The organism is Microlunatus sp. GCM10028923, from assembly GCF_042666975.1.
In the GTDB taxonomy this organism is placed as follows: domain Bacteria; phylum Actinomycetota; class Actinomycetes; order Propionibacteriales; family Propionibacteriaceae; genus Microlunatus.
The window spans coordinates 23,669-45,885 of sequence record NZ_JBHTFF010000016.1; the positions used below are offsets into that span (position 1 = coordinate 23,669).

Annotated in this window: 24 protein-coding genes; 11 read left to right on the forward strand and 13 right to left on the reverse strand. The window is 71.2% G+C overall.

The annotated features are described in order from the left end of the window. Positions 1-19 precede the first annotated feature (19 nt). Entirely contained in the window at positions 20-589 is a 570-nt protein-coding gene (locus ACFQU4_RS30455; protein WP_377499400.1) for a TetR/AcrR family transcriptional regulator, read from the reverse strand. Positions 590-738: 149 nt separating this feature from the next. On the opposite strand from ACFQU4_RS30455, the gene ACFQU4_RS30460 reads away from it, so the two are divergent. From ACFQU4_RS30460 to ACFQU4_RS30485, 6 genes are all read left to right on the forward strand, one after another. Continuing rightward, positions 739-1,320 carry a hypothetical protein gene (locus ACFQU4_RS30460; protein ID WP_377499402.1) on the forward strand — a complete coding sequence of 194 codons (582 nt, stop codon included), beginning with the start codon at positions 739-741 and terminating at the stop codon, positions 1,318-1,320. 123 nt (positions 1,321-1,443) lie between these two features. Then, positions 1,444-1,929 (forward strand): DUF1707 domain-containing protein, encoded by a 486-nt coding sequence (locus tag ACFQU4_RS30465; protein ID WP_377499404.1) that lies wholly within the window; start codon positions 1,444-1,446, stop codon positions 1,927-1,929. Positions 1,930-2,004: 75 nt separating this feature from the next. Next, positions 2,005-3,255, forward strand: coding sequence for an MFS transporter (locus ACFQU4_RS30470; protein ID WP_377499406.1), 1,251 nt, complete (start codon positions 2,005-2,007; stop codon positions 3,253-3,255). A gap of 114 nt (positions 3,256-3,369) precedes the next feature. Further along, positions 3,370-4,227 (forward strand): phytanoyl-CoA dioxygenase family protein, encoded by an 858-nt coding sequence (locus ACFQU4_RS30475; RefSeq protein WP_377499408.1) that lies wholly within the window; start codon positions 3,370-3,372, stop codon positions 4,225-4,227. A gap of 263 nt (positions 4,228-4,490) precedes the next feature. Continuing rightward, positions 4,491-4,859 carry a ClpX C4-type zinc finger protein gene (locus ACFQU4_RS30480; RefSeq protein ID WP_377499410.1) on the forward strand — a complete coding sequence of 123 codons (369 nt, stop codon included), beginning with the start codon at positions 4,491-4,493 and terminating at the stop codon, positions 4,857-4,859. 3 nt (positions 4,860-4,862) lie between these two features. After that, entirely contained in the window at positions 4,863-6,122 is a 1,260-nt protein-coding gene (locus tag ACFQU4_RS30485) for an MFS transporter (protein WP_377499412.1), read from the forward strand. On the opposite strand, the gene ACFQU4_RS30490 is transcribed toward ACFQU4_RS30485, so the two are convergent. The 9 genes from ACFQU4_RS30490 to ACFQU4_RS30530 form a co-directional block, all read right to left on the reverse strand. Beyond that, positions 6,101-6,886: a DUF4191 domain-containing protein gene (locus tag ACFQU4_RS30490; protein ID WP_377499414.1), complete on the reverse strand. Its 786-nt coding sequence runs from the start codon at positions 6,884-6,886 to the stop codon at positions 6,101-6,103. The genes ACFQU4_RS30485 and ACFQU4_RS30490 overlap by 22 nt on opposite strands. 42 nt (positions 6,887-6,928) lie before the next feature. Beyond that, the gene (gene lipA, locus ACFQU4_RS30495) at positions 6,929-7,828 is read right to left on the reverse strand and encodes a lipoyl synthase (protein WP_377499696.1); all 900 of its coding nucleotides are present in this window, start codon (positions 7,826-7,828) and stop codon (positions 6,929-6,931) included. A gap of 36 nt (positions 7,829-7,864) precedes the next feature. After that, positions 7,865-8,395: a hypothetical protein gene (locus tag ACFQU4_RS30500; protein ID WP_377499416.1), complete on the reverse strand. Its 531-nt coding sequence runs from the start codon at positions 8,393-8,395 to the stop codon at positions 7,865-7,867. Between the two features lie 2 nt (positions 8,396-8,397). Next, positions 8,398-9,108, reverse strand: coding sequence for a lipoyl(octanoyl) transferase LipB (gene lipB, locus ACFQU4_RS30505; protein ID WP_377499418.1), 711 nt, complete (start codon positions 9,106-9,108; stop codon positions 8,398-8,400). A gap of 10 nt (positions 9,109-9,118) precedes the next feature. Then, entirely contained in the window at positions 9,119-9,661 is a 543-nt protein-coding gene (locus tag ACFQU4_RS30510) for a hypothetical protein (RefSeq protein WP_377499421.1), read from the reverse strand. Between the two features lie 3 nt (positions 9,662-9,664). Further along, the gene (locus ACFQU4_RS30515) at positions 9,665-10,561 is read right to left on the reverse strand and encodes a TIGR01777 family oxidoreductase (protein ID WP_377499423.1); all 897 of its coding nucleotides are present in this window, start codon (positions 10,559-10,561) and stop codon (positions 9,665-9,667) included. Positions 10,562-10,568: 7 nt separating this feature from the next. Continuing rightward, positions 10,569-12,455 carry a 2-oxoglutarate dehydrogenase, E2 component, dihydrolipoamide succinyltransferase gene (gene sucB, locus ACFQU4_RS30520; protein WP_377499425.1) on the reverse strand — a complete coding sequence of 629 codons (1,887 nt, stop codon included), beginning with the start codon at positions 12,453-12,455 and terminating at the stop codon, positions 10,569-10,571. A gap of 179 nt (positions 12,456-12,634) precedes the next feature. Next, positions 12,635-14,038, reverse strand: a complete 1,404-nt coding sequence (gene lpdA, locus ACFQU4_RS30525) for a dihydrolipoyl dehydrogenase (RefSeq protein ID WP_377499427.1) — start codon at positions 14,036-14,038, stop codon at positions 12,635-12,637. Between the two features lie 64 nt (positions 14,039-14,102). After that, positions 14,103-14,621: a hypothetical protein gene (locus ACFQU4_RS30530; RefSeq protein ID WP_377499429.1), complete on the reverse strand. Its 519-nt coding sequence runs from the start codon at positions 14,619-14,621 to the stop codon at positions 14,103-14,105. 81 nt (positions 14,622-14,702) lie between these two features. Here ACFQU4_RS30530 and ACFQU4_RS30535 point away from each other — a divergent pair, with 81 nt between their 5' ends. Next, on the forward strand, positions 14,703-16,904 hold the full coding sequence (locus tag ACFQU4_RS30535; protein ID WP_377499431.1) for a helix-turn-helix domain-containing protein: 2,202 nt from the start codon (positions 14,703-14,705) through the stop codon (positions 16,902-16,904). A gap of 10 nt (positions 16,905-16,914) precedes the next feature. Here ACFQU4_RS30535 and ACFQU4_RS30540 read toward each other — a convergent pair whose 3' ends face one another. Beyond that, entirely contained in the window at positions 16,915-17,211 is a 297-nt protein-coding gene (locus tag ACFQU4_RS30540; protein ID WP_377499433.1) for a DUF2510 domain-containing protein, read from the reverse strand. A gap of 72 nt (positions 17,212-17,283) precedes the next feature. Beyond that, on the reverse strand, positions 17,284-17,715 hold the full coding sequence (locus tag ACFQU4_RS30545; RefSeq protein WP_377499435.1) for an Lrp/AsnC family transcriptional regulator: 432 nt from the start codon (positions 17,713-17,715) through the stop codon (positions 17,284-17,286). 124 nt (positions 17,716-17,839) lie between these two features. On the opposite strand from ACFQU4_RS30545, the gene ddaH reads away from it, so the two are divergent. From ddaH to ACFQU4_RS30565, 4 genes are read left to right on the forward strand one after another with little or no spacing between them, the layout of a single operon-like run. After that, positions 17,840-18,709, forward strand: coding sequence for a dimethylargininase (gene ddaH, locus ACFQU4_RS30550; RefSeq protein WP_377499437.1), 870 nt, complete (start codon positions 17,840-17,842; stop codon positions 18,707-18,709). Continuing rightward, positions 18,706-19,911 carry an ornithine--oxo-acid transaminase gene (gene rocD, locus ACFQU4_RS30555; RefSeq protein WP_377499439.1) on the forward strand — a complete coding sequence of 402 codons (1,206 nt, stop codon included), beginning with the start codon at positions 18,706-18,708 and terminating at the stop codon, positions 19,909-19,911. The genes ddaH and rocD overlap by 4 nt, the downstream gene beginning before the upstream one ends. Positions 19,912-19,952: 41 nt before the next feature. Beyond that, positions 19,953-20,627: a TIGR03089 family protein gene (locus ACFQU4_RS30560; protein ID WP_377499441.1), complete on the forward strand. Its 675-nt coding sequence runs from the start codon at positions 19,953-19,955 to the stop codon at positions 20,625-20,627. Positions 20,628-20,685: 58 nt separating this feature from the next. Beyond that, positions 20,686-21,027 (forward strand): hypothetical protein, encoded by a 342-nt coding sequence (locus tag ACFQU4_RS30565; RefSeq protein ID WP_377499443.1) that lies wholly within the window; start codon positions 20,686-20,688, stop codon positions 21,025-21,027. A 19-nt stretch (positions 21,028-21,046) separates the two neighbouring features. Here ACFQU4_RS30565 and ACFQU4_RS30570 read toward each other — a convergent pair whose 3' ends face one another. Continuing rightward, positions 21,047-22,216, reverse strand: a complete 1,170-nt coding sequence (locus ACFQU4_RS30570; protein ID WP_377499445.1) for a sialidase family protein — start codon at positions 22,214-22,216, stop codon at positions 21,047-21,049. Position 22,217 lies beyond the last annotated feature (1 nt).

Genomic DNA, 22,217 nt, shown 5'->3' on the forward strand with positions numbered 1-22,217 from the left:
AGTCTAGTGTCGGGCGACCCTACGGTCGGCTCTGCCGGCTCCGGTACGTGAGCAGCCCTTCGACGCCACGCAGGAAGGTCTCGCCGATCGGCCGCGGATCGGTCAGGCAGCCGGCCGCCATGGCGCCGTCGCGCAGCATCACGAAGTGCCGGGCCGCGGGCTCGGCGTCGATCTTCCCGATCCCGGAGAAGAGCTCCGTCATCGTGGACAGGAACCACTCCCGGTGCTCCAGCACGGCCCGGTGCACCGGATGGTCCGGATCGGGGTACTCGGCCGCGGCGTTGAGGAACGCACAACCGCGGAAGCCGGGCCGGCCGAGGTCGTCGGCGATCGACCGGCCCACGGCCCGGATGACCTCTGCGGCCTTGGTCTGCTCGGCCCTAATCGCCTCCAGCCGGGCCCGGAGCGCCTCGTCGGCTCCGGTCAGGTACGCGACGAGGAGGTCGTCCTTGCTGCGGAAGTGCCGGTAGAGGGTGGCCCGGGTGACCTGCGCCTCGGCGATCACCCGGTCGACGCCGACGGCATGCAGTCCCTCGGCGTAAAAGAGCTCGGATGCCTTGTTCAGTAGCCGATCCCGTGCCTCCGACATCCGGTCCTCCTTCTCGGTGGTGGCGAGATCGAGGCTAGCAGACAGAACGGTCGGTCTTGACATCTCTTCGGATTGCGAGGCATGCTCAGGTGTACCGATCGTTCTGTCTCTCTGGTGGTGATCGGCCACCTCCTGCGAAAGGGATTGTGATGTCCAGTTCCACCGACACCATCGACGGCCGCGACGCCGCCGTCGCGGCCGGCTCCGCCAAGGCACTGCGCAACCTGTACTACGTCCGCTTCGGCTTCGCGGCGGTGTGGGCGGTCCTGGTGTTCGCCTCGGCCCAGGCGATCAGTCCCGCGACGATCGCGATGCTGGTGATCTATCCGCTGTTCGATGTCGCGGCCGCCGTGATCGATTTCCGTACCTCCGGTGCGGCCCGGCCCCGCCTTCCGCTCTACCTCAACATGGCGCTGAGCCTGCTCACCGCGGTCGGGCTGGCGCTCGTGGTGACCTCCGGAATCCCTGCCGTGCTTCGGGTCTGGGGTGTCTGGGCGATCACCGCTGGGATCGTCCAGGTGATCGTCGCGGTCCGGCGCTACCGGCTTGGTGGCCAGTGGGCGATGATCTTCAGCGGCGGCATCTCCGTTCTGGCCGGCACCAGCTTCATCCTGATGGCCGGCGGGCCGAACGCGTCCCTCACCACCGTCGCCGGGTACGCGACGCTCGGCGGGATCTTCTTCCTGATCTCCGCGATCCGGCTGCACCGCCTGGCGGCGCGCGGACGGTGAGCCGGCCTCCCGGCCAGAGGCCGATACGACCATGGTCTTGGATTGCCCGGCGGCCGTCCGGCTCCGGTCTCCGGGTGGCTCCGATCGGTTTCCTCGACCCGCCTGGCCACGAAAACTGAGGCCGTGGACCTTCAACCGATTCATGACGGCGGCGCCGGGCTGACCAAACGCGTCGGTGACCGGGAACGCTCCGATGTCTGTGACGAACTCGCCGCGCACTTCGCCGCGGGCCGGCTGACCGGCGAGGAACTGGACGATCGGCTGGCCCGAGCGATGCGGGCCCAGACCGTCGTCGACCTGATCGAGCTGGTCTCCGATCTGCCGCGTCGGGCTCCGACGGCGCCGGCACCCCATCCGGGCACCGCGCCCGGCCCCAATCCGGACCGGACCCTGGCCTGGAACGGCTTCGACGTCATCTGCCTGCTGCTGCTCATCGGCGGGCTGATGGTGTCGGGACTGCTGCTCCTGGTGGCCGGGGCCTGGCAGCCGGCCGCCTTCGTGGCGGCGTTGGTCGGGGGCACCGCGGCGGCAGTCGGCGGGGCCGCCGCGATGCACCTCGGCCACCGGGCGATGGCCCGGCACGACCAGCGGATCGCCTCCCGGCGGTGACCCGGCCGGACCGCGGGGCGGCGGTCCGGGCAGGCCGGTTAGTGGATTGTCGGCCCGGCTTGTCACCATGTCCGGGTGAGTAACGAGGCGAGCCTGCCGGAGACGCGGGGCCGGGGCAGGCTGGCGGCCCTCATCATCAGTCAGATCCTGGCCGGAGTCGGGGTGGCCAGCGGCATCGCGGTCGGCGGTCTGCTGGCCGAACAGCTGTCCGGCACGGTCGCCCTGGCCGGGTTCGCGCAGACCTCGTCGGTGCTGGGTGCCGGGCTGTGGGCGATCCCGCTGGCGCGGCTGGCCGGTCGCCGCGGCCGGCGCTGGGGCCTGGCCGCCGGCTACCTCCTGGCGCTGGCCGGGACCGGCCTGGTCTTCCTCGCTGCGGCGGTTCAGTTCGTACCCCTGCTCTTCGTCGGTACGGCAGCGTTCGGCGCCGCCACCGCCGCCGGTCTGCAGGCCAGGTTCGCGGCGGCGGAGGTGGTCAGCCTCCGCTACCGGGCCCGGGCGCTCTCGGTCGTGATGTGGGCGACGACGCTCGGCTCGGTGGCCGGGCCCAACCTGTCCGAGGTCGGCAGCCGGCTCGGCCGGTCCCTCGGGATCGAGCCGCTGACGGGGCCGTACCTCTTCTCCTTGATCGCCTTCGCCGGTGCGGCCGTCGTGCTCTCGGTCGGTCTGGCGGGCCGCGGGCCGGCCGAAGTTGATCATGATCCGAGCCGTCCGGCGCAGCGGCCGACCGGCCTGGTCCGGGCGATCCGGAACGGTCTGCAGGATCCGCGGACCCGGCTGGCGATCGTCGCCGTGATCTGCTCGCACACGATCATGGTCGGCGTGATGGTGATGACGCCGCTGCACATGACCCATCACGGGATGACGCTCGACCTGGTCGGAGTCGTTCTGAGCATCCACATCTTCGGCATGTACGGCGCGAGTCCGATCATGGGCTGGCTGACCGACCGGCTCGGCGGTGCCGCCGTGATCGGGATCGGCGTGATCATCTTCGCCGGGGCTCTGGTGCTCGGCGGGTTCGCCGACACGACCAGCGGTCCGATCATCTCGCTGGCGCTCGGGCTGCTCGGGCTCGGCTGGTCGGCCGGCATGATCGGCGGTTCGTCGCTGCTCGCGGCGTCGGTCTCGGACCAGAACCGAGTCTCCCTGCAGGGCGGTACGGATGCGCTGATGAGCCTGTCCGCCGCCGGGTCGTCCGCCTTGTCCGGGCTCGTGATGGGCCTGGCCGGGTTCCCTGCGCTCAACCTGATCGCCGCCGTCGTTGCGGTGCCGATGGCAGTGCTGGCGCTGCGCGGGATGCTCGCCCGGAGAGCGGCCGCGGACAGCTGATCCCGCCTCCGGGTCGGATCGGTGCATGAACGCGGTGTCTCAGGTCATGGCCGCTCGGAGGCCGTACGACCTAGCGTTGATCATGAACTTGATCACGAGCCCAGGGGAGGGTTCATGTCGTACGCCAGCACTGTCCCGATCGACGGCGAGCTTCCGGCGCCCTATCCGGAGGACCTCTATCGGTTCGACCAGCCGGGCCGGGTGGCGGAGAGTGTTGATCAACTGACCGAGGCCGACTTCGCCCAGTTCGACGAACTCGGCTATCTGGCCGTACGGCAGCTGCTGACGCCCGACGAGGTGGCCGGCGTGCTGGCCGCCATGGCCGCGGTCCTGGTCCGGCCGGGCGAGGCGATGATCGAGTACGAGGCGTGGGCCGCCGACCGGGTCGAGGCCGCTTCGGGCGACGAGCGGATGGACCTGATCCGGAAGTTCATGTGGTTCGTCCAGGAGGACGACCGGCTGACCGCGCTGGCGAAGAACGACCGGATCCTGTCCATCGTCCGCCGCCTCTGCGGCAGCGAGGACATCACGATGATGCAGGACATGGCACTGCTGAAGCCCCCCGGCGGCGGCCGGGAGAAGCCCTGGCACCAGGACAACGCCTTCTTCGCCCTCGAGCCGGGCACCCCGATCGTCGGAGTCTGGCTGGCCCTCGACCCGGCGACGCCCGAGAACGGCTGCATGCACGTCATGCCCGGCACCCATCGCGAAGGCCCGGTGGTCCACTTCCGCCGCCGGGACTGGCAGCTCTGCGACGAGGACGTCGACCGTGGCCGCGACACCATGATCCCGCTCCCGCCCGGCGGCGCCCTGTTCTTCCACGGCCTGCTGCAACACGGCACCCCGGCCAACCGGACCGACCAGCGCCGCCGAGCCGTCCAGCTGCACTACATCCCGGTCGGCACCCCGCAGATCCCCGACCAACGCCGCCTGGACATCTTCGGCAGCGAAGGCAAAGACGTCACCTGCTGACGGGTTGCCGCCACCCGCGCCCGGTCGCCGCGGCCCCGCGCTCGGGTGCCGCCGCTCTGCGCTCCGGTCGCCGCTGGCCCGCGGCCCGGGTTGCCGACGCCCGCGGTCCTGGTTGTTGCCGCCGTGCAGGTTGCCGCCGTCCGTGCCCCGGTCTCCGCCGCCCACCCGGTCGCCGACTCGTCACTTCGGCAGCGACACACCGCCAGAACTCCTGCTTTTGTGCCCGGTCGACGGATTTGGGGTGTCAGGGTTAGCCTGACACGATGGTACGGAGGCGGGAGCGGGATGCGGAGCGGGTGGAGCGGCGGTGCTCGTTCTGCGGGAAGGGTGACGGGGAGGTGGACCGGCTGGTGGCGGGGCCGGGGGCGTACATCTGCAACGACTGTGTCGGGCTCGCCGAACAGCTGCTCGCCAAGGAGGGGGTGGCGTCGTTCATCACGGTGGACGAGTCGACCGACGAGGAGTTGCTGGCGCGGATGGTCCGGCTCGACGGGTCGCGGGAGCAGGTGGAGCGGGCGGTGCGTGATCATGTTCGGGCGTTGCGCGAGCGCAGGATCAGCTGGGAGCGGATCGGGCGGGCGCTCGGGGTGAGCCGGCAGACCGCCTGGGAGCGGTTCGCGGACGAGCGCTGACCGGTGCGTGATCATGGAACGTCCGCCTGGCGGGTGCCGGCGTTCCGCAGGTTCTGGGCGGGGCAGTCCCTGTCGTTCCTGGGTGATCAGGTCTCGGCCGTCGCGATCCCGCTGCTGGCCGTGGTGCTGCTCGACGCCACCGCGAGCCAACTGGGTCTGCTGACCGCGGCGGCGAAGGTGCCGGTCGTCGCGATCGGTCTGCTGGTGGGAGTCTGGGTCGACCGGGTACGGCGGCGACGCCTGATGATCATGGCCGACCTGGCCCGGGCCGGGCTACTGCTGACGATCCCGGTGGCGGTCGCGGCGGGCGTGGCGAGCATGCCCGTGCTCACCGTGATCGCGGTGTTGACCGCGTCGTTCGCGGTGATCGGCCAGATCGCCGGGTCGGCGTTCCTGCGCAGCGTGCTGCCGTCCGGCCGGCTGGTCGACGGCAACGCGCGGCTCACCCAGTCCGCGGCGCTGGCCCGGATCTGCGGGCCCGGCGCGGCCGGCGTGCTGGTGCAGGCGGTCACCGCGCCGGTCGCGATCCTGGCCGACGTGGTCAGCTATCTGGTCTCGGCGGTGGTGCTGGCGAGGACCCGGGTCGAGGAGGCTGCGGTTCCCGCTCCCGCCGATCGCCGCCTCGGCCGCGAGCTCCGGCAGGGGATCGCGGTGATCGTGCGCAACCCCCTGCTCCGGGCCAGCGCGGCGGCCGCCGCGACCTACAACGGCTGCCTCAGCGCGATCCTGGCGGTCGAGGTGCTCTATCTCTCCCGCGACCTCGGGTTGTCGCCGGCCGTGATCGGCCTGGTGCTCGGGGCGATCGGGCCGGGTGCGCTGCTCGGTTCGGCGCTGGCGGCCCGGATCGCCGGCCGGTACGGGATCGGCCCGACCATGATCATCGGCTTCGCGGTCGCCGGCACGGCCAACCTGGCGCTGCCGTTGGCCTTCGGGCCGGAGCCGGTCACGATCGGCATGATCATGATCGCGTCGTTCGGCAGTGGCCTGGGACAGCCGCTCTACAACGTGAACCAGTCGGCGCTGCGGCAGGCGATCGTTCCGCCCGAGCTGCAGGGGCGGGCGACCGCGACCCTGTCGGTCCTGGTCGGCTGCGCTGCGCCGCTCGGCGCGTTCCTCGGCGGGTTGGTCGCCACCGCGATCGGAACCAGGGCGCTGTTGATCATGGCCGCCGCCGGCACGGTGCTGGCCTGCCTGTGGCTGGTCTGCTCACCGGTGCGGCAGCTGATCGATCTCCCGGAGGATCAGCGGCCGCGCATCGCCTGACGGACCCCGCGGACCTGCCGCGGGTTCGTCGGCATCGGGCCCTTCGGGGCGGCGATCTTCGGCCGCACCGCGTCCAGCGCGCGGAGGCGCTGCTTGACGTCGGTGATCTGGTGCGGCTGCAGGCGCTTCGGCAGCTTCCGGATGTGGTCGGCCAGCTTGTCCAGCGGGACCTGGCCTTCCTTGTCGCCCATCTGGATGGTGGTCACCTCGACGCCGTACGCGACCCGCTCGTGCTTGCGCACCTCGCTGGCCAACAGCGCCTTCAGCCGGCCCGGCTCGCCCTCGCCGATCAGCACCAGCCCGCCCGGACCGAGGGTCCGGTGCACCACGTCGAGCTGCTTGTTGGCCGCGACGGCCGGCTCCGAGACCCACTTCTTCGGCAGCATCTGCAGCGCCACCTCGGCCGATCCGGCCTGGCCGGCGTACCGCTTGTAGGTGGCGCCCTTGGCCCGCTGGACCAGGACGATCATGGCCGCCAGCAGGCCGACCATCAGGCCGATGATGCCCAGGTAGATCGGCTGCCCGATCAGGAACCCGATCACCAGGCAGACGACGATGCCGCCGAGGAACGCGCCGCCGAGCAGGAAGGGCAGCGGCTTGTCGTACTCGTGCGTGAGTTGGTACGCACGACGGATCTGCCGGATCCGGCCCATGTCGGCCGGGTCGGTGCTGTTCTTGCGGCGTTCCTTCTCGGCCCGTTCGGCGGCCTTCGCCTGCAGCTTGGCCTCCTTGGCCGCGGCCCGCGCGCTCTTCGCGTCAGCCATCAACCCTCACCCACATTCTTTCCATGATCAACTTCACCGGGCTCATTGCGTCCGGCGGTCCATCGCCTGACGGTACAGCCTTCCGGCCCGGTACGACGAACGGACCAACGGGCCGCTCATCACGCCGGCATAGCCGAGCTGCTCGGCCTCGGCCTGCAACTCGATGAACTCCTCCGGCTTCACCCAGCGCTCCACCGGATGGTGCCGCGGGCTCGGCCGCAGGTACTGCGTGATCGTGATGATCTCCGCGCCGGCGTCGTGCAGGTCCCGCAGGGCCTCCGACACCTCGTCCCGGGTCTCGCCCATGCCCAAGATCAGATTCGACTTGGTGACCAGGCCCGCCTCGCGGGACCAGCGCAGCACGTCCAGCGACCGCTCGTACCGGAAACCGGGCCGGATCCGCTTGAAGATCCGCGGCACCGTCTCGACGTTGTGCGCGAACACCTCCGGCCGGGTGCCGAAGATCTGGCCCAGGTAGTCCCGGTTGCCGGAGAAGTCGGGGGCCAGCATCTCCACCCCGACGCCGGGATTGAGTTCGTGGATCTTGCGGATCGTCTCCGCGTAGAGCCAGGCGCCCTCGTCGGGCAGGTCGTCCCGGCAGACGCCGGTCACCGTGGCATAGCGCAGGCCCATCTTCTGCACCGACTCGGCCACCCGCAACGGCTCGGCGGCGTCGAACTCGGCCGGCTTCCCGGTGTCGATCTGGCAGAAGTCGCAGCGCCGGGTGCACTGGTCGCCGCCGATCAGGAACGTCGCCTCGCGGTCTTCCCAGCACTCGAAGATGTTCGGGCAGCCGGCTTCCTGGCAGACCGTGTGCAGGTCCTCCCGCTGCACCAGCTGGCGCAGCTCGGTGTACTCCGGGCCCATCTTCGCGGTGGTCTTGATCCACGGCGGTTTACGCTCGATCGGCACCGCGGCGTTGCGAACCTCGAGCCGCAGCATCTTCCGTCCCTCGGGTGCGATCGTCACCCGCTCAGCCTACTCGGCGAGCTGTTGGACGCCGCGGCCGAGGCTGATCGCCCAGGCTGCGGCGGCGAGCAGGATCCACAGACCCCAGGCTGGTCCGCCGGTGTTGGACTCGGTCAGGATGAACCGGTCGGACCGGGGATGTTCGACGCCCAGCCAGTCACCGCTCAGCAACAGGCCGAGCGTGCCGAGGATGAGGATCCCGGCGAGCACGTACTGCAGCAGCGGGAGCCGGCCCGGGTGCCACTGGCCGCCGATCAGCAGCAGTGCCCCGACCGCCGTGCCGATCAGGGCCAGCACGACCACCGCGGCCACGACCAGGAAGAAGCCGCGCTCCGCGGCCAGGTCCTCGGGGTCGTTCACCCGGGCCATCGCGTTGAAGAGGCCGGGCGCCGACAGCGGCTCCGGCTCGTCGTCCACGGTCCGGGTGACCGGCGCGAGCAGACCGGCCACGACCAGGCCGAGCTGGACCATGACCAGGCTGCGCAGGACCAGGCGGGTGAGTTCCCAGCGGCGCTCGTCCGGCGCCCCGATGTCGCTCACGTTCAGCCGTGACCGACCGCGAGCCCGTACCGGACCTCGGACTGGGCCGGCAGATCCGGCGCCATCGTGTACGGGGCGAACGCGAGCAACTCCTGCAGCTGGGTGACCGCGACCGCGGCGACCTCGACCAGGCTCGGCGGGTACGGCAGCTCGGCGGCCATCGACGTCACGCCGGCGTCGGCGATGCCGCACGGAATGATCTTGTCGTACGCACTCAGGTCGGGGCTCACGTTCAGCGCGAAGCCGTGCATCGTGACCCCGCCGGCGACCCGCACGCCGATCGCACCGAGCTTGCGTTCCGGCCGGCCGTCGCCCGCGGCCAGCCAGGCCCCGGACCGGCCGGGCACCCGGCCCGCGGTGAGCCCGAACTCGGCGACGGTACGGATCAGCGCCTCCTCGATCCGGCGGACGTAGTCGACCACCTTGATCGCCTCGGGCAGCTTGACGATCGGATAGCCGACCAGCTGACCCGGGCCGTGCCAGGTGATCTTGCCGCCGCGGTCGACGTCGATCACCGGAGTGCCGTCGGTGGGCCGCTCGATCGGCTCGGTCCGCTTGCCGGCCGTGTAGACGGACGCGTGCTCCAGCAGCAGCAGGGTGTCCGGCAGCCCGCCGGTCTCGACCTGCTGGCGTACCTCCTGTTGGGCCAACCACGCCTCGGAGTAGTCGATCAGCGTCGAACCGAGCCCGAGCAGGCGTACGTCCAGCGTCATGGAAACCACCCTACGCCGACCGCCGGACCAGTACGACGGCGGCGACGATCAGCCAGAGCAGCGTCGCGGCGCCGGTCCAGGCGGCGGCCCTGTTCCAATCCCGCGGACTGTCCTGGGGCACGTCGCGCGGCCCCGCCATGAAGTTCCCGATGGCTGGCCCGGACTCGACGGTGCAGGTTGCGAGGATCTCCTGGCCGCGCGGCGGGACGTCGCCCACCGTCTCCCAGAGCGGCCGCCAGGAGATGCCGTTGCGTTCCTGCCGCGGGGCGGACTCGGTCACCCTCTGCAGCGGCAGGTCGTCGATCCAGCGCATCGAGCACGCCAGGGGAGTGGCGCCGGCCTCGGTGCCGTAGATGATCAGCGGATCGCCGGTCGTGTCGAGGACCGTGACCAGGATCGTGCGGTCTTCGATCCCGGAGTCCTGGACCGGCCACAGGACACCCAGCGGCGGCACCAGCAGTCCACGGACGATCAGCAGGACGGTCGCGGCACAGCCGGCGAGCGCAACGGCCGCGACGATCGCGGTGGCCCGGCGGGGCAGGGTCGCGGCCACGGGTCAGCGGGCGAGGGCCAGGCGCAGGGTCGCCTCGATGTCGGGCCCGGAGAAGGTGAAGCCCTCGGCGAGCAGCCGGGCCGGGACGACGTTCATGTCGCCGAGCAGCTGTTCGGCCAGTTCGCCCATGCCGCGGCGGATCAGCGGCGCCGGGACCGCGAGCACCCGGGGCCGGTGCAGCAGCCTGGCCAGGGTGTCGGTGAACTCGGCGCTGGTGGTGGGTTCCGGGAGGGTGAGGTTGTACGGGCCCCGGGCGCCCGGGGTGGCAATCGCCCACTCGGCCGCGCGCAGGTAGTCGGTCAGGCTGATCATCGGGGTCCGCTGCCGGCCGTCGCCGAGCCGGGCGCCGAGTCCGAGCGACCAGGGGATCCGGGCCAGGCCGAGCAGGCCGCCGGTCCGATCCAGGACCGGGCTGGTGCGCAGGATGACGGTACGGATGCCGGCCGCTTCGGCGGGCTCGGCGGCCGCCTCCCAGGCCAGGATCAGCCGGGACAGGAAGTCCGTACCGGGCGGGCTGTCCTCGGTCGCCGCCGGGTCACCGGTCTCGGTGCCGTACCCGGAGATCCCGCTGGCCTGGAGATAGACCGACGGCTTCCGGTCCAGCCGGGCCAGCGCCTGGCTGAGCGTACGCCCGGGATCGACCCGGGACGACTGGAGCAGCCGGCGCCGACCGGCGGTCCAGGGCCGGTCGGCGATCCCGACGCCACACAAGTTGATCACCACGTCGACGCCGGCGAAGGCGCGCGGATCGACCGTGCCGGCCTCGGGGTGCCAGCGGAACTCGGTCCCGGCGATCGGGTCGGTCCGGACCAGCCGGACCACCTCGTGCCCCTGCTCGGCCAGCCGGACCCGCAGGGCGGTACCGAGGAATCCGGAAGCTCCGGCGAGCAGGTATTTCATCGGTGGGTCAGAGCCCGAACTCCGAGCCGAAGTCGCCCTCTTCCAGCCGCTCCTTGAGGGTGACCAGGAACCGGGCCGCGTCCGCGCCGTCGACGATCCGATGGTCGTACGACAGCGAGAGGTACATCATGTCGCGGACCGCGATCGTCTCGCCGAGCACCTTGTCGGTCAGCACCACCGGCCGCTTCACCAGCGCGCCGGTGCCGAGGATGGCGACCTGGGGCTGGTTGACGATCGGGGTGTCGATCAGGGCGCCGCGGCTGCCGGTGTTGGTCACCGTGAACGTACCGCCGGCGATGTCGTCCGGGCTCAGCTTGTTGCTCCGGGTCCGGTCGGCCAGGTCGGCGATCTTCTTGGCCAGGCCGGTGATGCTGAGGTCACCGGCGCTCTTGATCACCGGGACCACCAGGCCCTTGTCGGTGTCGACCGCGATCGAGACGTTCTCGGTCGCCGGGTAGGTGACGGTCTCGGCCTCGGTGTCCAGCGTCGCGTTCAGCTTCGGGTGGATCTTGAGCGCATCGACGGTGGCCTTGATCAAGAACGGCAGGTACGAGAGCTTGACGCCCTCGCGAGCCAGGAAGTCGTTCTTCACCTTGGCCCGGAGCCGGGAGATGACCGTCAGGTCGACCTCGACGACCGTGGTCAGCTGGGCCGACGTCTGCAGCGACTCGACCATCCGCTTCGCGATGATCTTGCGCAGCCGGCTCAGCTTCTCGGTCGTACCGCGCAGCGAGCTCGGCTGCACCGCGGCAGCCGGGGCGGCGGCCGGCGCTGCGGCAGCGGCCGGTGCCTCGGCGGCGGGCTTGGCCGCGGCGGCCTTCGCTGCCTCGGCGGCGGCGAGCACGTCCTGCTTGCGGATCCGGCCGCCGACACCGGTGCCGGTGATCGAACCCAGGTCGACCTGGTGCTCCGCGGCCAGCTTGCGGACCAGCGGTGTCACGTAACCGGGGCCATCGCCGGCGGACTCGGCCGTCGGAGCCGGCGCGGCCGGCGGGGCGGCGGCCGGAGCCGGAGCGGCCGGGGCCGGGGCAGCAGGAGCGGCCGGAGCGGGAGCCGCTGCCGCGGCGGGCTCGGGCTGCGGTGCCGGGGCGGCGGCCGGTGCTTCGGCTGCGGGAGCTGCGGCCGGCTCGGGAGTGGGCTCGGCAGCCGGGGCGGGCTCGGCGGCGGGTGCGGCCGGAGCCGATTCGGCGGCCGGGGCCGGCGCGGCGTCGGCGGAACCGATCACGCCGAGGACGGCGCCGACCTCGACGGTCTCGTCCTCCTTGACCCGGATCTCCAGCAGCGTCCCGGCGGTCGGGGACGGAATCTCGGTGTCGACCTTGTCGGTGGAGACCTCGAGCAGGGCCTCGTCGGCCGCGACGTTGTCGCCGACCTGCTTCAGCCAGCGGCTGACCGTACCTTCCGTCACGCTCTCGCCGAGGGCCGGCAGCGTCACCTCGGTGCCGGACGCGGCGGCGGGAGCCTCGGCGGCGGCACGGGCGGGTACCGGTTCCGGCTCGGGCTGCGGGGCCTCGGCCGGCGCGGCGGGAGCCTCGGCGGCGGGCGCCTCCTGGGCCGGAGCGGGCTCCGGCTGTGCGGGCGCGGCCTCGGCGGCGGGCTGTTCGGCGGGCGCCTGCTCGGCCGGCTGGCCGCCCGCGTCGCCGGCCGGCTGCTCGCCGGCCTCGCCGATCACCGCGAGGACGGCGCCGACCTCGACGGTCTCGTCCTCCGCGGCCTTGATCTCCAGCAGCACTCCGGCCGCCGGTGAGGGGATCTCGGTGTCGACCTTGTCGGTGGAGACCTCGAGCAACGGTTCGTCCGTCGCGACGGTGTCACCGACCTGCTTGAGCCAACGGGTGACCGTCCCCTCGGTGACGCTCTCGCCCAACGCCGGGAGGGTTACAGAAGTCGACATGATGGATTGAGACTCCTTCAGTACGGTGCTCGGTTCGGGGATCAGCCTAACGCCAGCCGACTCGGGCCGTGCCGTCGGCCGGAACCGGGTCCTCCTGCTGTCGCCAGAACTCCACAACTCGGCTGCTGGAGGCCGTAGAGCGTTCCAGCGTTCGAGCTGTGGAGTTTTCGCGACAGGCCTCAGCCGTGGACGTGCAGCGGCTTGCCGGCGAGGGCGAGGTGGGCCTCGCCGAGGGCCTCGGATTGGGTCGGGTGGGCGTGGATGGCGGCGGCGACGTCCTCCGGGTACGCCTCCCAGGTGGTGATCAACTGCGCCTCGCCGATCAGCTCGCCGACCCGCGATCCGAGCAGGTGGACGCCGACGATCGGGCCGTCCGGCGCCCGGACGAGTTTGACCAGGCCGGCGGTCTTCAGGATCTGGGAGCGGCCGTTGCCGGCCAGGTCGTAACTGATCGTGACCGCGTCGCCGTACTCGGCCCGGGCGGCTTCCTCGCCGAGGCCGACCGAGGCGACCTCCGGATCGCAGTACGTGATCCGCGGGATGTCCCGGTCCCGGACGGGCACCGGCGAACGGTCCAGCTTGCCCTCGGCCACCGCGATCTCCTCGGCGACGAAGATGCCGTGCGCGAAGCCGCGGTGGGCCAGTTGCAGGCCGGCCACCAGATCGCCGACCGCGTACGTCCTCGGCGTGCTGGCCACCAGCCGCTCCGACGTGACCACGAACCCGCGGTCCAGCTCGACGCCGGCCTCCTCGTAGCCGAGCCCGGCCGAACGGGGCCCGCGACCGACGGCGACCAGCAGCAGTTCGGCCTCGACGGCCCGGCCGGTGCTCAGGGTGACCCGGACTCCATGATCACCGGCGTCGACCTCGGCCACCGGCGCGCCGGTCAGCGCGGTGATCTTGCGTCGCCGGAACGCGCGCTCCAGGCCGGCCGACAGCTCCGGCTCCTCGTTCGGCAGCAGCCGCGGCAGTGCCTCGACGACGGTGACCTCGGTGCCGAACGACCGCCACGCGGAGGCGTACTCGACGCCGATCACGCCACCGCCGAGCACGATCGCCGACTTGGGCAGGGTGTCCAGCCGGAGCGCGTGATCACTGGTGATCACCCGGCGCCCGTCGATCTCCAGCCCGGGCAGGCTGCGTGCCTCCGAGCCGGACGCGAGCACCAGGTGGTTGCCGGTGATCACCTGATCGCCGACCTCGACCCGCGGCGGCGCGTCCGGCGCCTCGGCCGGGAGCAGCCGCCCGGTGCCGGAGATCACGGTGATGTCGCGGGACCTGATCAAGCCGGCCAGCCCCTTGTAGAGCCGGGCCACCGTCGCGTCCGCGTACGAACGGACTCCGGCCAGATCGACCCGCTCCAAGATCGTGTGGACACCGAATTCGGCGCCGTGCCGGGCCGCCTCGGCGATCTCGGCGGCATGCAGGATCGCCTTGGTCGGGATGCAGCCGCGGTGCAGACAGGTACCGCCGACCTGGTCCTTCTCGATCATGGCTACGGTCAAACCCAGCTGGGCCGCCCGCAGCGCGGTCGCGTAGCCGCCGCTTCCGGCGCCCAGCACCACAACGTCATAGTCCGCCATGGGCCTCATCCTTACACCGGCGTCACCATCGACAGGCGCAGGGCGTCTGGTGCCGGTGCGACGGTCAGCTCCAGGTGCAGAACTTCCAGTTCCCGCGTTCCTTGATCACGGTCGCGACGTAGCTTCTCGGGTCGGGCTTGGTGCTGGTGTGGAAGACCACGGACGCGGTAGCGCTGTCACCGACCACCTGGATGTCGGAGATCGAATCGACGGTCGCGGAGAACGATCCCGTGCTGTCCGACCCTTCGGTCTTCCTGAGTTCCGCGGCGACCCTGTCGCAGGCGTTCTTCGCGATCATCTCGATGTCGTTCTTGGCGGAGGCTTCGGCAAAGGAGTCGTAATACGTCTGGATCGCGTCCCGGACCTGTTCCTGATCCGACTTGAACGCGGTGCAGCCGGTCGACAGCCCGAGTGCGAGACAGAGTGGTCCGAGCAGCAACAGACGGAGTCCGGCCCTTCCGGCGCGAAGGCGCGTCGCGGGCTGCGAGGAAGTCCGGGGGTGGCCGATGGCAGGGGTTGGCGTCATGTCTCGATGCTGGCGATGACGAGCAGATCGGCGCCATGGTTTGGAGCGGTCAGGCACCGGTCATCCACCGGTCACGGTCGTCCGGCGGGCCCGATAGGGTCGATTGCCGGAGGATTTCCGCCTTACGGGAGGACACACGTGGCCGGTGAGTTCGGAGAGCTGTTGCACGAACTGCGGCAACGATCCGGGCTGACTCAGAAGGAGCTGGCGGCGAAGTCGCAGCTCAGCGAGTCCACCATCCGGCGGTACGAGAGCGGTCGGCACCAGAACCCGAGCGCCCATTCGGTTCGGCAGCTGGCTGACGTCCTGGGATCGTCGGAGGATGAGAAGGCCAGGTTCATCGCCTCGGCCACGCCGGCCCCTTCCCGGCACTCCGAGCCCGAGCCGTCCGACCAGACCACGGACTCGCACGAGCGCCGACTGCCGCACTGCCTGGGCCGACTCACCGAAGCGGCGGAGGTTCTCGCGGTTGCGGCGCGTTCACGCGCGGCCCGTGAGTACGAACACGAGGTGGCTCGAGACTTTCCGCCGGTCCACTGGCAGCCCGTGGACTCCGACGCTGAGCCGGCCGAGGTCGCCGAGATCGCGGATTTCTACGACCAGCTCCCGCAGCGGCGGCTCGTCGTGCTCGGCAAGACCGGTTCGGGCAAGACGATCGTCACCCTGCGGTTGGCACTGGACCTGCTCGGCCGGCGACGTGAGACCGACCCGATTCCGGTGGTGCTCCGGATCGGTTCGTGGGATCCCAGCCGGACCGCGTTCCGTGACTGGGTGGCCGCCGAGCTGATCGGCGACTATCCACACCTCGCGGAGACCCTGCCTGGCGAACTCACGATGGCCGCCGCACTGACCGAGGCCCAGGAGGTGCTGCCGATCCTGGACGGCTTCGACGAGATCCCGTCCGGCCTACGGGGGCCGGCGCTGCGGGTGCTCGACCAGATCAGGCTGCCGTTCGTCCTGACGAGCCGACCGGGGGAGTACGAGACGGCCACCGAGGCCACGGGAGGCCTCGCCGACGCGCACGTCATCGAGCTGTGCGACCTGACGGTCGCTGCCTGGCAGGACTACGTCCTTCCGGCCGTGGCGGAGGGGCGGCTGGCGGGAGCCGTCGCCGGGGCCATCGACACCCCGTTGCTGGTCGCTCTCGCCCGGACGATCTACCGCGACTCGCCCGGCGCCGATGCCGCGGAACTCTGCGACGAGAGCCGGTTTCCGGACCGGGCAGCGGTCGAGCGCCATCTTCAGGCGGATTTCATCGCCACCCGGTACGCCGCCGATTTCCGGCACGGCCGGCCCGGAGTGACCAGGGACTGGCCACTGGCCCGCGTCCACCGCTGGCTCGGCCAACTCGCCCTCGAGGCTCGGCAGACCAAGATCACCGACCTCGCCTGGTGGCATGTCGGCACCGGCATGAGCCTGCCTTCGCGCGCCGTCACCATCGGCGCCGTGACGGCTCTCGCCGTGATGATGATCTTCGTGCTCCTCGGCACCACGATGGTCCTGCTCACCACGGGTGCACCGTTCGTGGCGACCCTGCTCCTGGAACTGAGGGCAGGAGCCGTCAACGGGTGCGTCGCCGGGCTGACCGCCGGGCTGATCTACGGCCTCGTCCGCCGGCACCGATCGGCCGCACCCGGGCCGTCGCGCATCACGATGCGGCTCGGCCGGGACAAACCGCCGGCCGCCGTCCCCGCGCGACGAGGGCGAATCAGGACGGTGCGGGCCCTGTTCGGGGGCCTCGCGTTCGGTGCCGTGTCCGGTCTCACGCTGGCCCTGCTCGGATTGCCGGCGGCCATCGTCCTGACCTACACGCTGTCGGTCGGGGTGGTCGTCGCCGTCGCCATCGCCACGGTGGTCGCGCTCGCCTCCTGGCTCGAGTCGCCGGCCGATAGCGAATCCGGTGCGTCCCATCGCGGTTTTCTGCGCGCCAACCGTGCCACCGCCCTACTCCAGATGTTGATCACCTGGCTGGTCGGCGGGCTCATCCTCGCGCTCGGCATCGTCCCGCTCAACCACCTGCTGCTCGACCTGCTCGGCCGGCTGGCGCCGCACCTGACCCGGGGGATCTCGCTACCCCTCGATCTCGGATCCATGATCGCCATCGGCGTCACCGGAGGCGCCACCGCCGCGCTCGTCTACGGCTTCTCGCTCACCGCCTGGGGCCAGTGGATCGTGCTCGGCCGCCTGTGGCTGCCGCTGACCGGGAAGCTGCCGTGGAACCTGCCGAGCTTCCTCGACGACGCCTACCAGCGAGGTGTCCTGCGCCAGCCCGGGCCGGTCTTCCAGTTCCGGCATGAGCAACTCCTGCACCATGTCGCCGGTTCCAACCGGCCCCGGTGAATCGGCCCAGTCAGAAGAGGTTGGAGACCTGGCCGATCGGGCTGTCGGTGAGCGAGGTGGACCAGATGTCCGGCTCGTCATCCGGGTCCTGCCGGATCAGGACGGTCGCGACGCCGATCAAGATCAACAGCAGCAGGCCGGCCAGCCAGACCAACGGCACCCGGCCCTTGGTCTTCGTGGCCGCGGGTCGCTTCGGTGTCGGTCGCTCCGCATCGAAGGTGGTGCGTCCGGACCAGGACGTACCGTCCCAGTAGCGGAGCCGCTGCGGGGTGCCGTTGGGGTCGGGGTACCAGCCGGGGTCTGCCATGGCGCGGACAACGCTATCGGTCGTCGGGCGCAACCCGCCGCCGTGTCGGGGCCGCGTCGGTCCCGTGCCTGATCAGCCGCGTTCGATCAGCCGGGAGAGCACGATGATCGACTCGGTCCGCTCCACCGTGTCGTCCTCGCGGATCCGTTCCAGGGCCCGCTCCAGGTGCTGGACGTCGCGGGCCCGGACCCGCAGGATCGCGTCGGCGCCGCCGGTGATCGTGCTCGCGCTGACGATCTCCGGGATCGGCTCCCAGATCCGCAGCAGGTTCTCCGGCGAGATGATGCCCTTGCAGTAGACCTGGACGTACGCCTCGGTGCCCCAGCCCAGCGCCGCCGGATCGATCATCGCGGTGAAGCCGGCGATGGTGCCGTCGGCGACCAGGCGGTCCACCCGTCGCTTTACGGCCGGCGCGGACAGCCCGACCTCGGCCCCGATCTCGGCGAACGTCGCCCGGGCATGGCCGACTAACCGGTGAATGATCTGCTCGTCCAGTCCGTCCATGGCTCCACCGTACGACAGTCGCGCAATGGATCTCCATATCCCAGAGATTTGTGCAACGAACCAATGATCATCAGGCAATGGATGTGGATTGATTGCAGAGGCCTGCCGAACCTAGCTTTGGCTCATGACAGATCTGACCCTGGCGCCGAGCGAGGCACCAGAGCGCCGGGCCCGGCTCCGCCGGTACCTGATGACGCCGCCGGAACACTTCGCGGTGACCTATGCGATCAACCCGTGGATGGATCCCTCGGTGCCGGTGGACGCCGCCCGGGCCCTGGCGGAGTGGCGGACCCTGCGGGATACCTACCGCCGGCTCGGGCACCGGGTGGACGAACTGCCGGCGCCGGCCGGGCTGCCCGATGCCGTGTACGCGGCCAACGGGGCCCTGGTCACGCCGCGGGTCACGGTCGGCGCCCGGTTCGCGTACCCGCAGCGGGCGGCCGAGGCGGCGGTCTACGCCGACTGGCTGGAGCGGGCCGGGCTCGGGCCGGTCGCGCTGCCGGCCGAGGTCAACGAGGGGGAGGGTGACCTGCTCCTGGTCGGCTCGGTGATCTTGGCCGGCACCGGCTTCCGGACCACGCCGGCCGCGCATGCCGAGGTGGCCCGGCTGACCGGGCTCGAGGTGGTCACCCTCGAACTGGTCGACCCGCGGTTCTACCACCTGGACACCGCGCTCGCGGTCCTGGACGACGCGACGATCGCCTACCTGCCGGCGGCGTTCAGTCCGGCCAGCCGGGCCGAGTTGGAGCGGCGCTATCCGGACGCCGTGATCGCCGCCGAGGCCGACGCCGTCGTGCTGGGCCTCAACCTCGTGTCCGACGGCCGGAACGTGATCATGGCCGCGGCCGCGACCGGACTCGCCCGTGATCTTGAACTGCGCGGGTACCTCCCGGTCCCGGTGGCGATGCCCGAGCTGCTCAAGGGCGGCGGCGGGATCAAGTGCTGCACCCTCGAAATCCGCCGCGACACCGAACCAGAAGGAATGATTCCATGATCACCGTGACCGACGGAGCGGGCCTGATCGAGCAGGAGCAGCGGCACCTCGCGCACAATTACCATCCGATGCCGGTGGTGATCAGCTCCGCCGACGGGGCCTGGGTCACCGACGTGGACGGGCGGCGTTACCTGGACTGCCTGGCCGCCTATTCGGCGGTGAACTTCGGCCATCGGCACCCGGTGATCATCGACGCCGCGGTACGTCAGCTCGGCCGGGTCACGCTGACCTCGCGGGCCTTCCACACCGACCAGCTGGGCCCGTTCGCGAACCGGCTGGCCGCCTTGTGCCGCAAGGAGATGGTGCTGCCGATGAACACCGGCGCCGAAGCGGTCGAGTCCGGGATCAAGGTGGCCCGCAAGTGGGGCCACGACGTCCGCGGCATCGCCGAGCCGGAGATCATCGTCGCCGGCGGCAACTTCCACGGCCGGACGATCACGGTGATCAGCTTCTCCGACGACCCGGAGGCCCGGACCGGCTTCGGCCCGTACACGCCGGGGTTCACGGTCGTCCCGTACGGCGATGCCGAGGCGGTCGCCGCCGCGATCACCGAGCGCACCGTGGCGGTCCTGGTCGAGCCGATCCAGGGCGAGGCGGGCGTGATCATCCCGCCGGCCGACTACCTGCCCCGGCTGCGGGAGCTGTGCGACCGGAACCGGATGCTGTTGATCTGCGACGAGATCCAGTCCGGGCTGGGCCGGACCGGTACGACGTTCGCGAGTGATCACGTCGGCGTGGTACCCGACCTCTATCTGCTCGGCAAGGCGCTCGGCGGCGGGGTGGTGCCGGTGTCGGCGGTGGTCGGTGACGCCGAGGTGCTCGGCGTGCTGCAGCCCGGCCAGCACGGGTCGACGTTCGGCGGCAACCCGTTGGCGGCGGCGGTCGGTTCGGCCGTCGTCGAGCTGCTCGAGACCGGCGAGTTCCAGCAGCGGGCCACCGAGCTCGGCGTACGACTCCATGATCGACTTCGCGGGCTGATCGGCTCCGGGGTGACCGCGGTCCGGTGCGCCGGGCTCTGGGCTGGGGTCGACATCGATCCCGCGATCGGCACCGGACGACAGCTCGGCGAACGGCTGCTGGCCCGCGGCGTCCTGGTCAAGGACACCCACGGCTCGACGATCCGGATCGCGCCGCCGCTGGTGATCACCGCCGACGAGATCGACTTCGCCGTCGATCAGCTGGCCGCCGCGCTGACCGAGTAGCAGGTGCCGGCACGGGTGTGACACCACCTAGGCTTGCGCCCGTGACGACGCCAGTGATGATCATGAAGGCCCTGCTCCGGTCCGACGGGGCGCGGCCGCGGGTCACGTACTACGACGAGACGCTCGGTGAGCGGATCGAGCTGTCGGCGATCGCGCTGGACAACTGGGTATCCAAGGCGGCGAACCTGCTGATCGAGGAGTACGACGCCGGACCGGGCACCGTGATCACGCTGCGGCTGCCGGACCGGCACTGGCGCACGCTCTACTGGGCGCTGGCGATCTGGTCCGTCGGTGCCGCGGTGGACCTGACCGGGTCCGCCGACGCCGAAGCCGTGATCAGCACCGACGCCGCCGACCTGGCCGACGGCGGGGTGCTGGTCAGCCTGCCGGTGCTGGCCCGCCGTCATCCCGGGCCGGTTCCGGGCGGCGCCCTGGACGAGGCGGCCGAGATCGCCGGCTACCCCGACGTGTTCGTCGCCCCGACCACCACGGCCCCGGACGACCCCGCGCTGATCACCGACGCGGAGACGATTCCGGTCGCCGCCGTGGTGACCGCCGCCGAGCCGGGACGGATCCTGGTCAGCGAGTCCGGCGCAGCCTTCCTGCGCCGCAGCCTCGCCGTCCTGGCCGCTGACGGCTCCGTCGTTCTGGTCAACGGAGCCGACCCGGACACCCTGGCCCGCCGGCTCGCCGAGGAGCGCGTCGACGGGACCTAGGAGGGTGGTGCCGCGTTGTTGTCGCCCCGCGCTGGGTCACGCGTTCATAATGGAGCGCATGGGTTGGCTCAGACGCGGTGCCGAACGGTTGCGGCGTGGTGCCCGTACGGCACGCGACAATCGCACGGTCGACGACGCCGTGACCCGGCACTTGACCGAGTTCGCCCGGACCCGGCGGGGCGTCGAGGCCTTCGTCGAGCCGCAGACGTCGGTGACCCAGACGTCGTTGCTCCTGGTCGCGTACGACGGGGAGTGGACCCGCCGCACCATTCCGTCACCCGAGTGGGGTCACGCGTTCGCCGAGCACCTCGAGATCCCGGGCTACGACGCGGCCGTCGTCGGCTATCCGCAGCGGATGCGGGACTACAACAGCCGGATGAAGAAGCGCCCGCCCAGCTGACCGATTCGAGCCGCCGGGCTCAGCCCCGGCCGGAGTACTGCTCGAGGCTGGTGTAGACGCCCACGATCGACTTCAGGTACGGGTCCGAGGTGACGGTGAAGAACCGGTCCGGGTCGAGGGCGACGCTGGACGGGTTGGCCTGGTCGAAGGTCGGTGCCCCGTTGATCGCGGCGTCGTAGATCAGGATCTCCCGCTCGTCGCCGATCCCTCGCTCGGGGTGGCGCAGGACTCGGCCCAGGGTCGGCCGGCCGGCGTTGATCTTGCCGGACGGGTCGCCGTAGGTGAACAGGATGGGGCCGCCGCGCAGGCTCAGCTGGTGGTGCGACGAGGCCGGCAGCCCGCTGTCGACGGGCGCGCTCCAGCTGCGGCCGCCGTCGTCGGACCAGGACAGGTAGGCCAGGTTCCGCGACGTGCGCAGGATCGACAGCAGGGTGCCGTCCCGCAGCACCGACAGGTTGGGTTCCTGGTAGTCCAGTCCGGCGGTCCGGCCGATGAACGCCTCGCCCTCCTTCGGCCAGGTCCGGCCGCCGTCGGTGGAGCGCACGACGGTCGCTGGTCCGCTGCCACCCTCGGGCAGCCGGCCGTACAGGGGCACCAGTAGGTCGCCGTCCGGCAGCTCGACGATGGGCCCGTGGGTCGCGGCGTGGCCGGCGTAGTAGGCGCCGACGATCACGTCGGACGGCCCGGACATCGCGGTGCCGACCTGAACCGGCTCGCTCCAGGTGGCGCCGCCGTCGGTGGACCGGACCACGAAGGTGCCGACCAGGGTGGCCGGGTTCTGGCTCGGATAGCCGGTCCAGTCGGTCCGGAAGAAGTTCATCAGGATCGTGCCGTCGCGCAGCTGCACCAGCTTCGGATCGCGGTCGTCGATCGCGGTGTCCACGGCGACCCTCGGCTCCGACCAGGTGCGGCCGCGGTCCGAGCTCTCCACGACCAGGATCCGGCCGTCCTGGGCGATGTGGCTGACCGAGTCCCGATAGCCGACCAGCAGCCGGCCGTCGTGGAGCTTGATCATGTCGGGGAAGAACGCCATCCGGCCGGACGGTGCGGACGCGACGATGACCGGATCGGTCCGGGTTCCGGTTCCCGAGGCGGTGCTCGGCTGGGCCTGGGCGGCGCGGCTGCCGAGGGCCACGGTGGTGGCGCCGGCGGCGATGGAGGTCAGCAGGGTACGGCGGGGCAACGACATT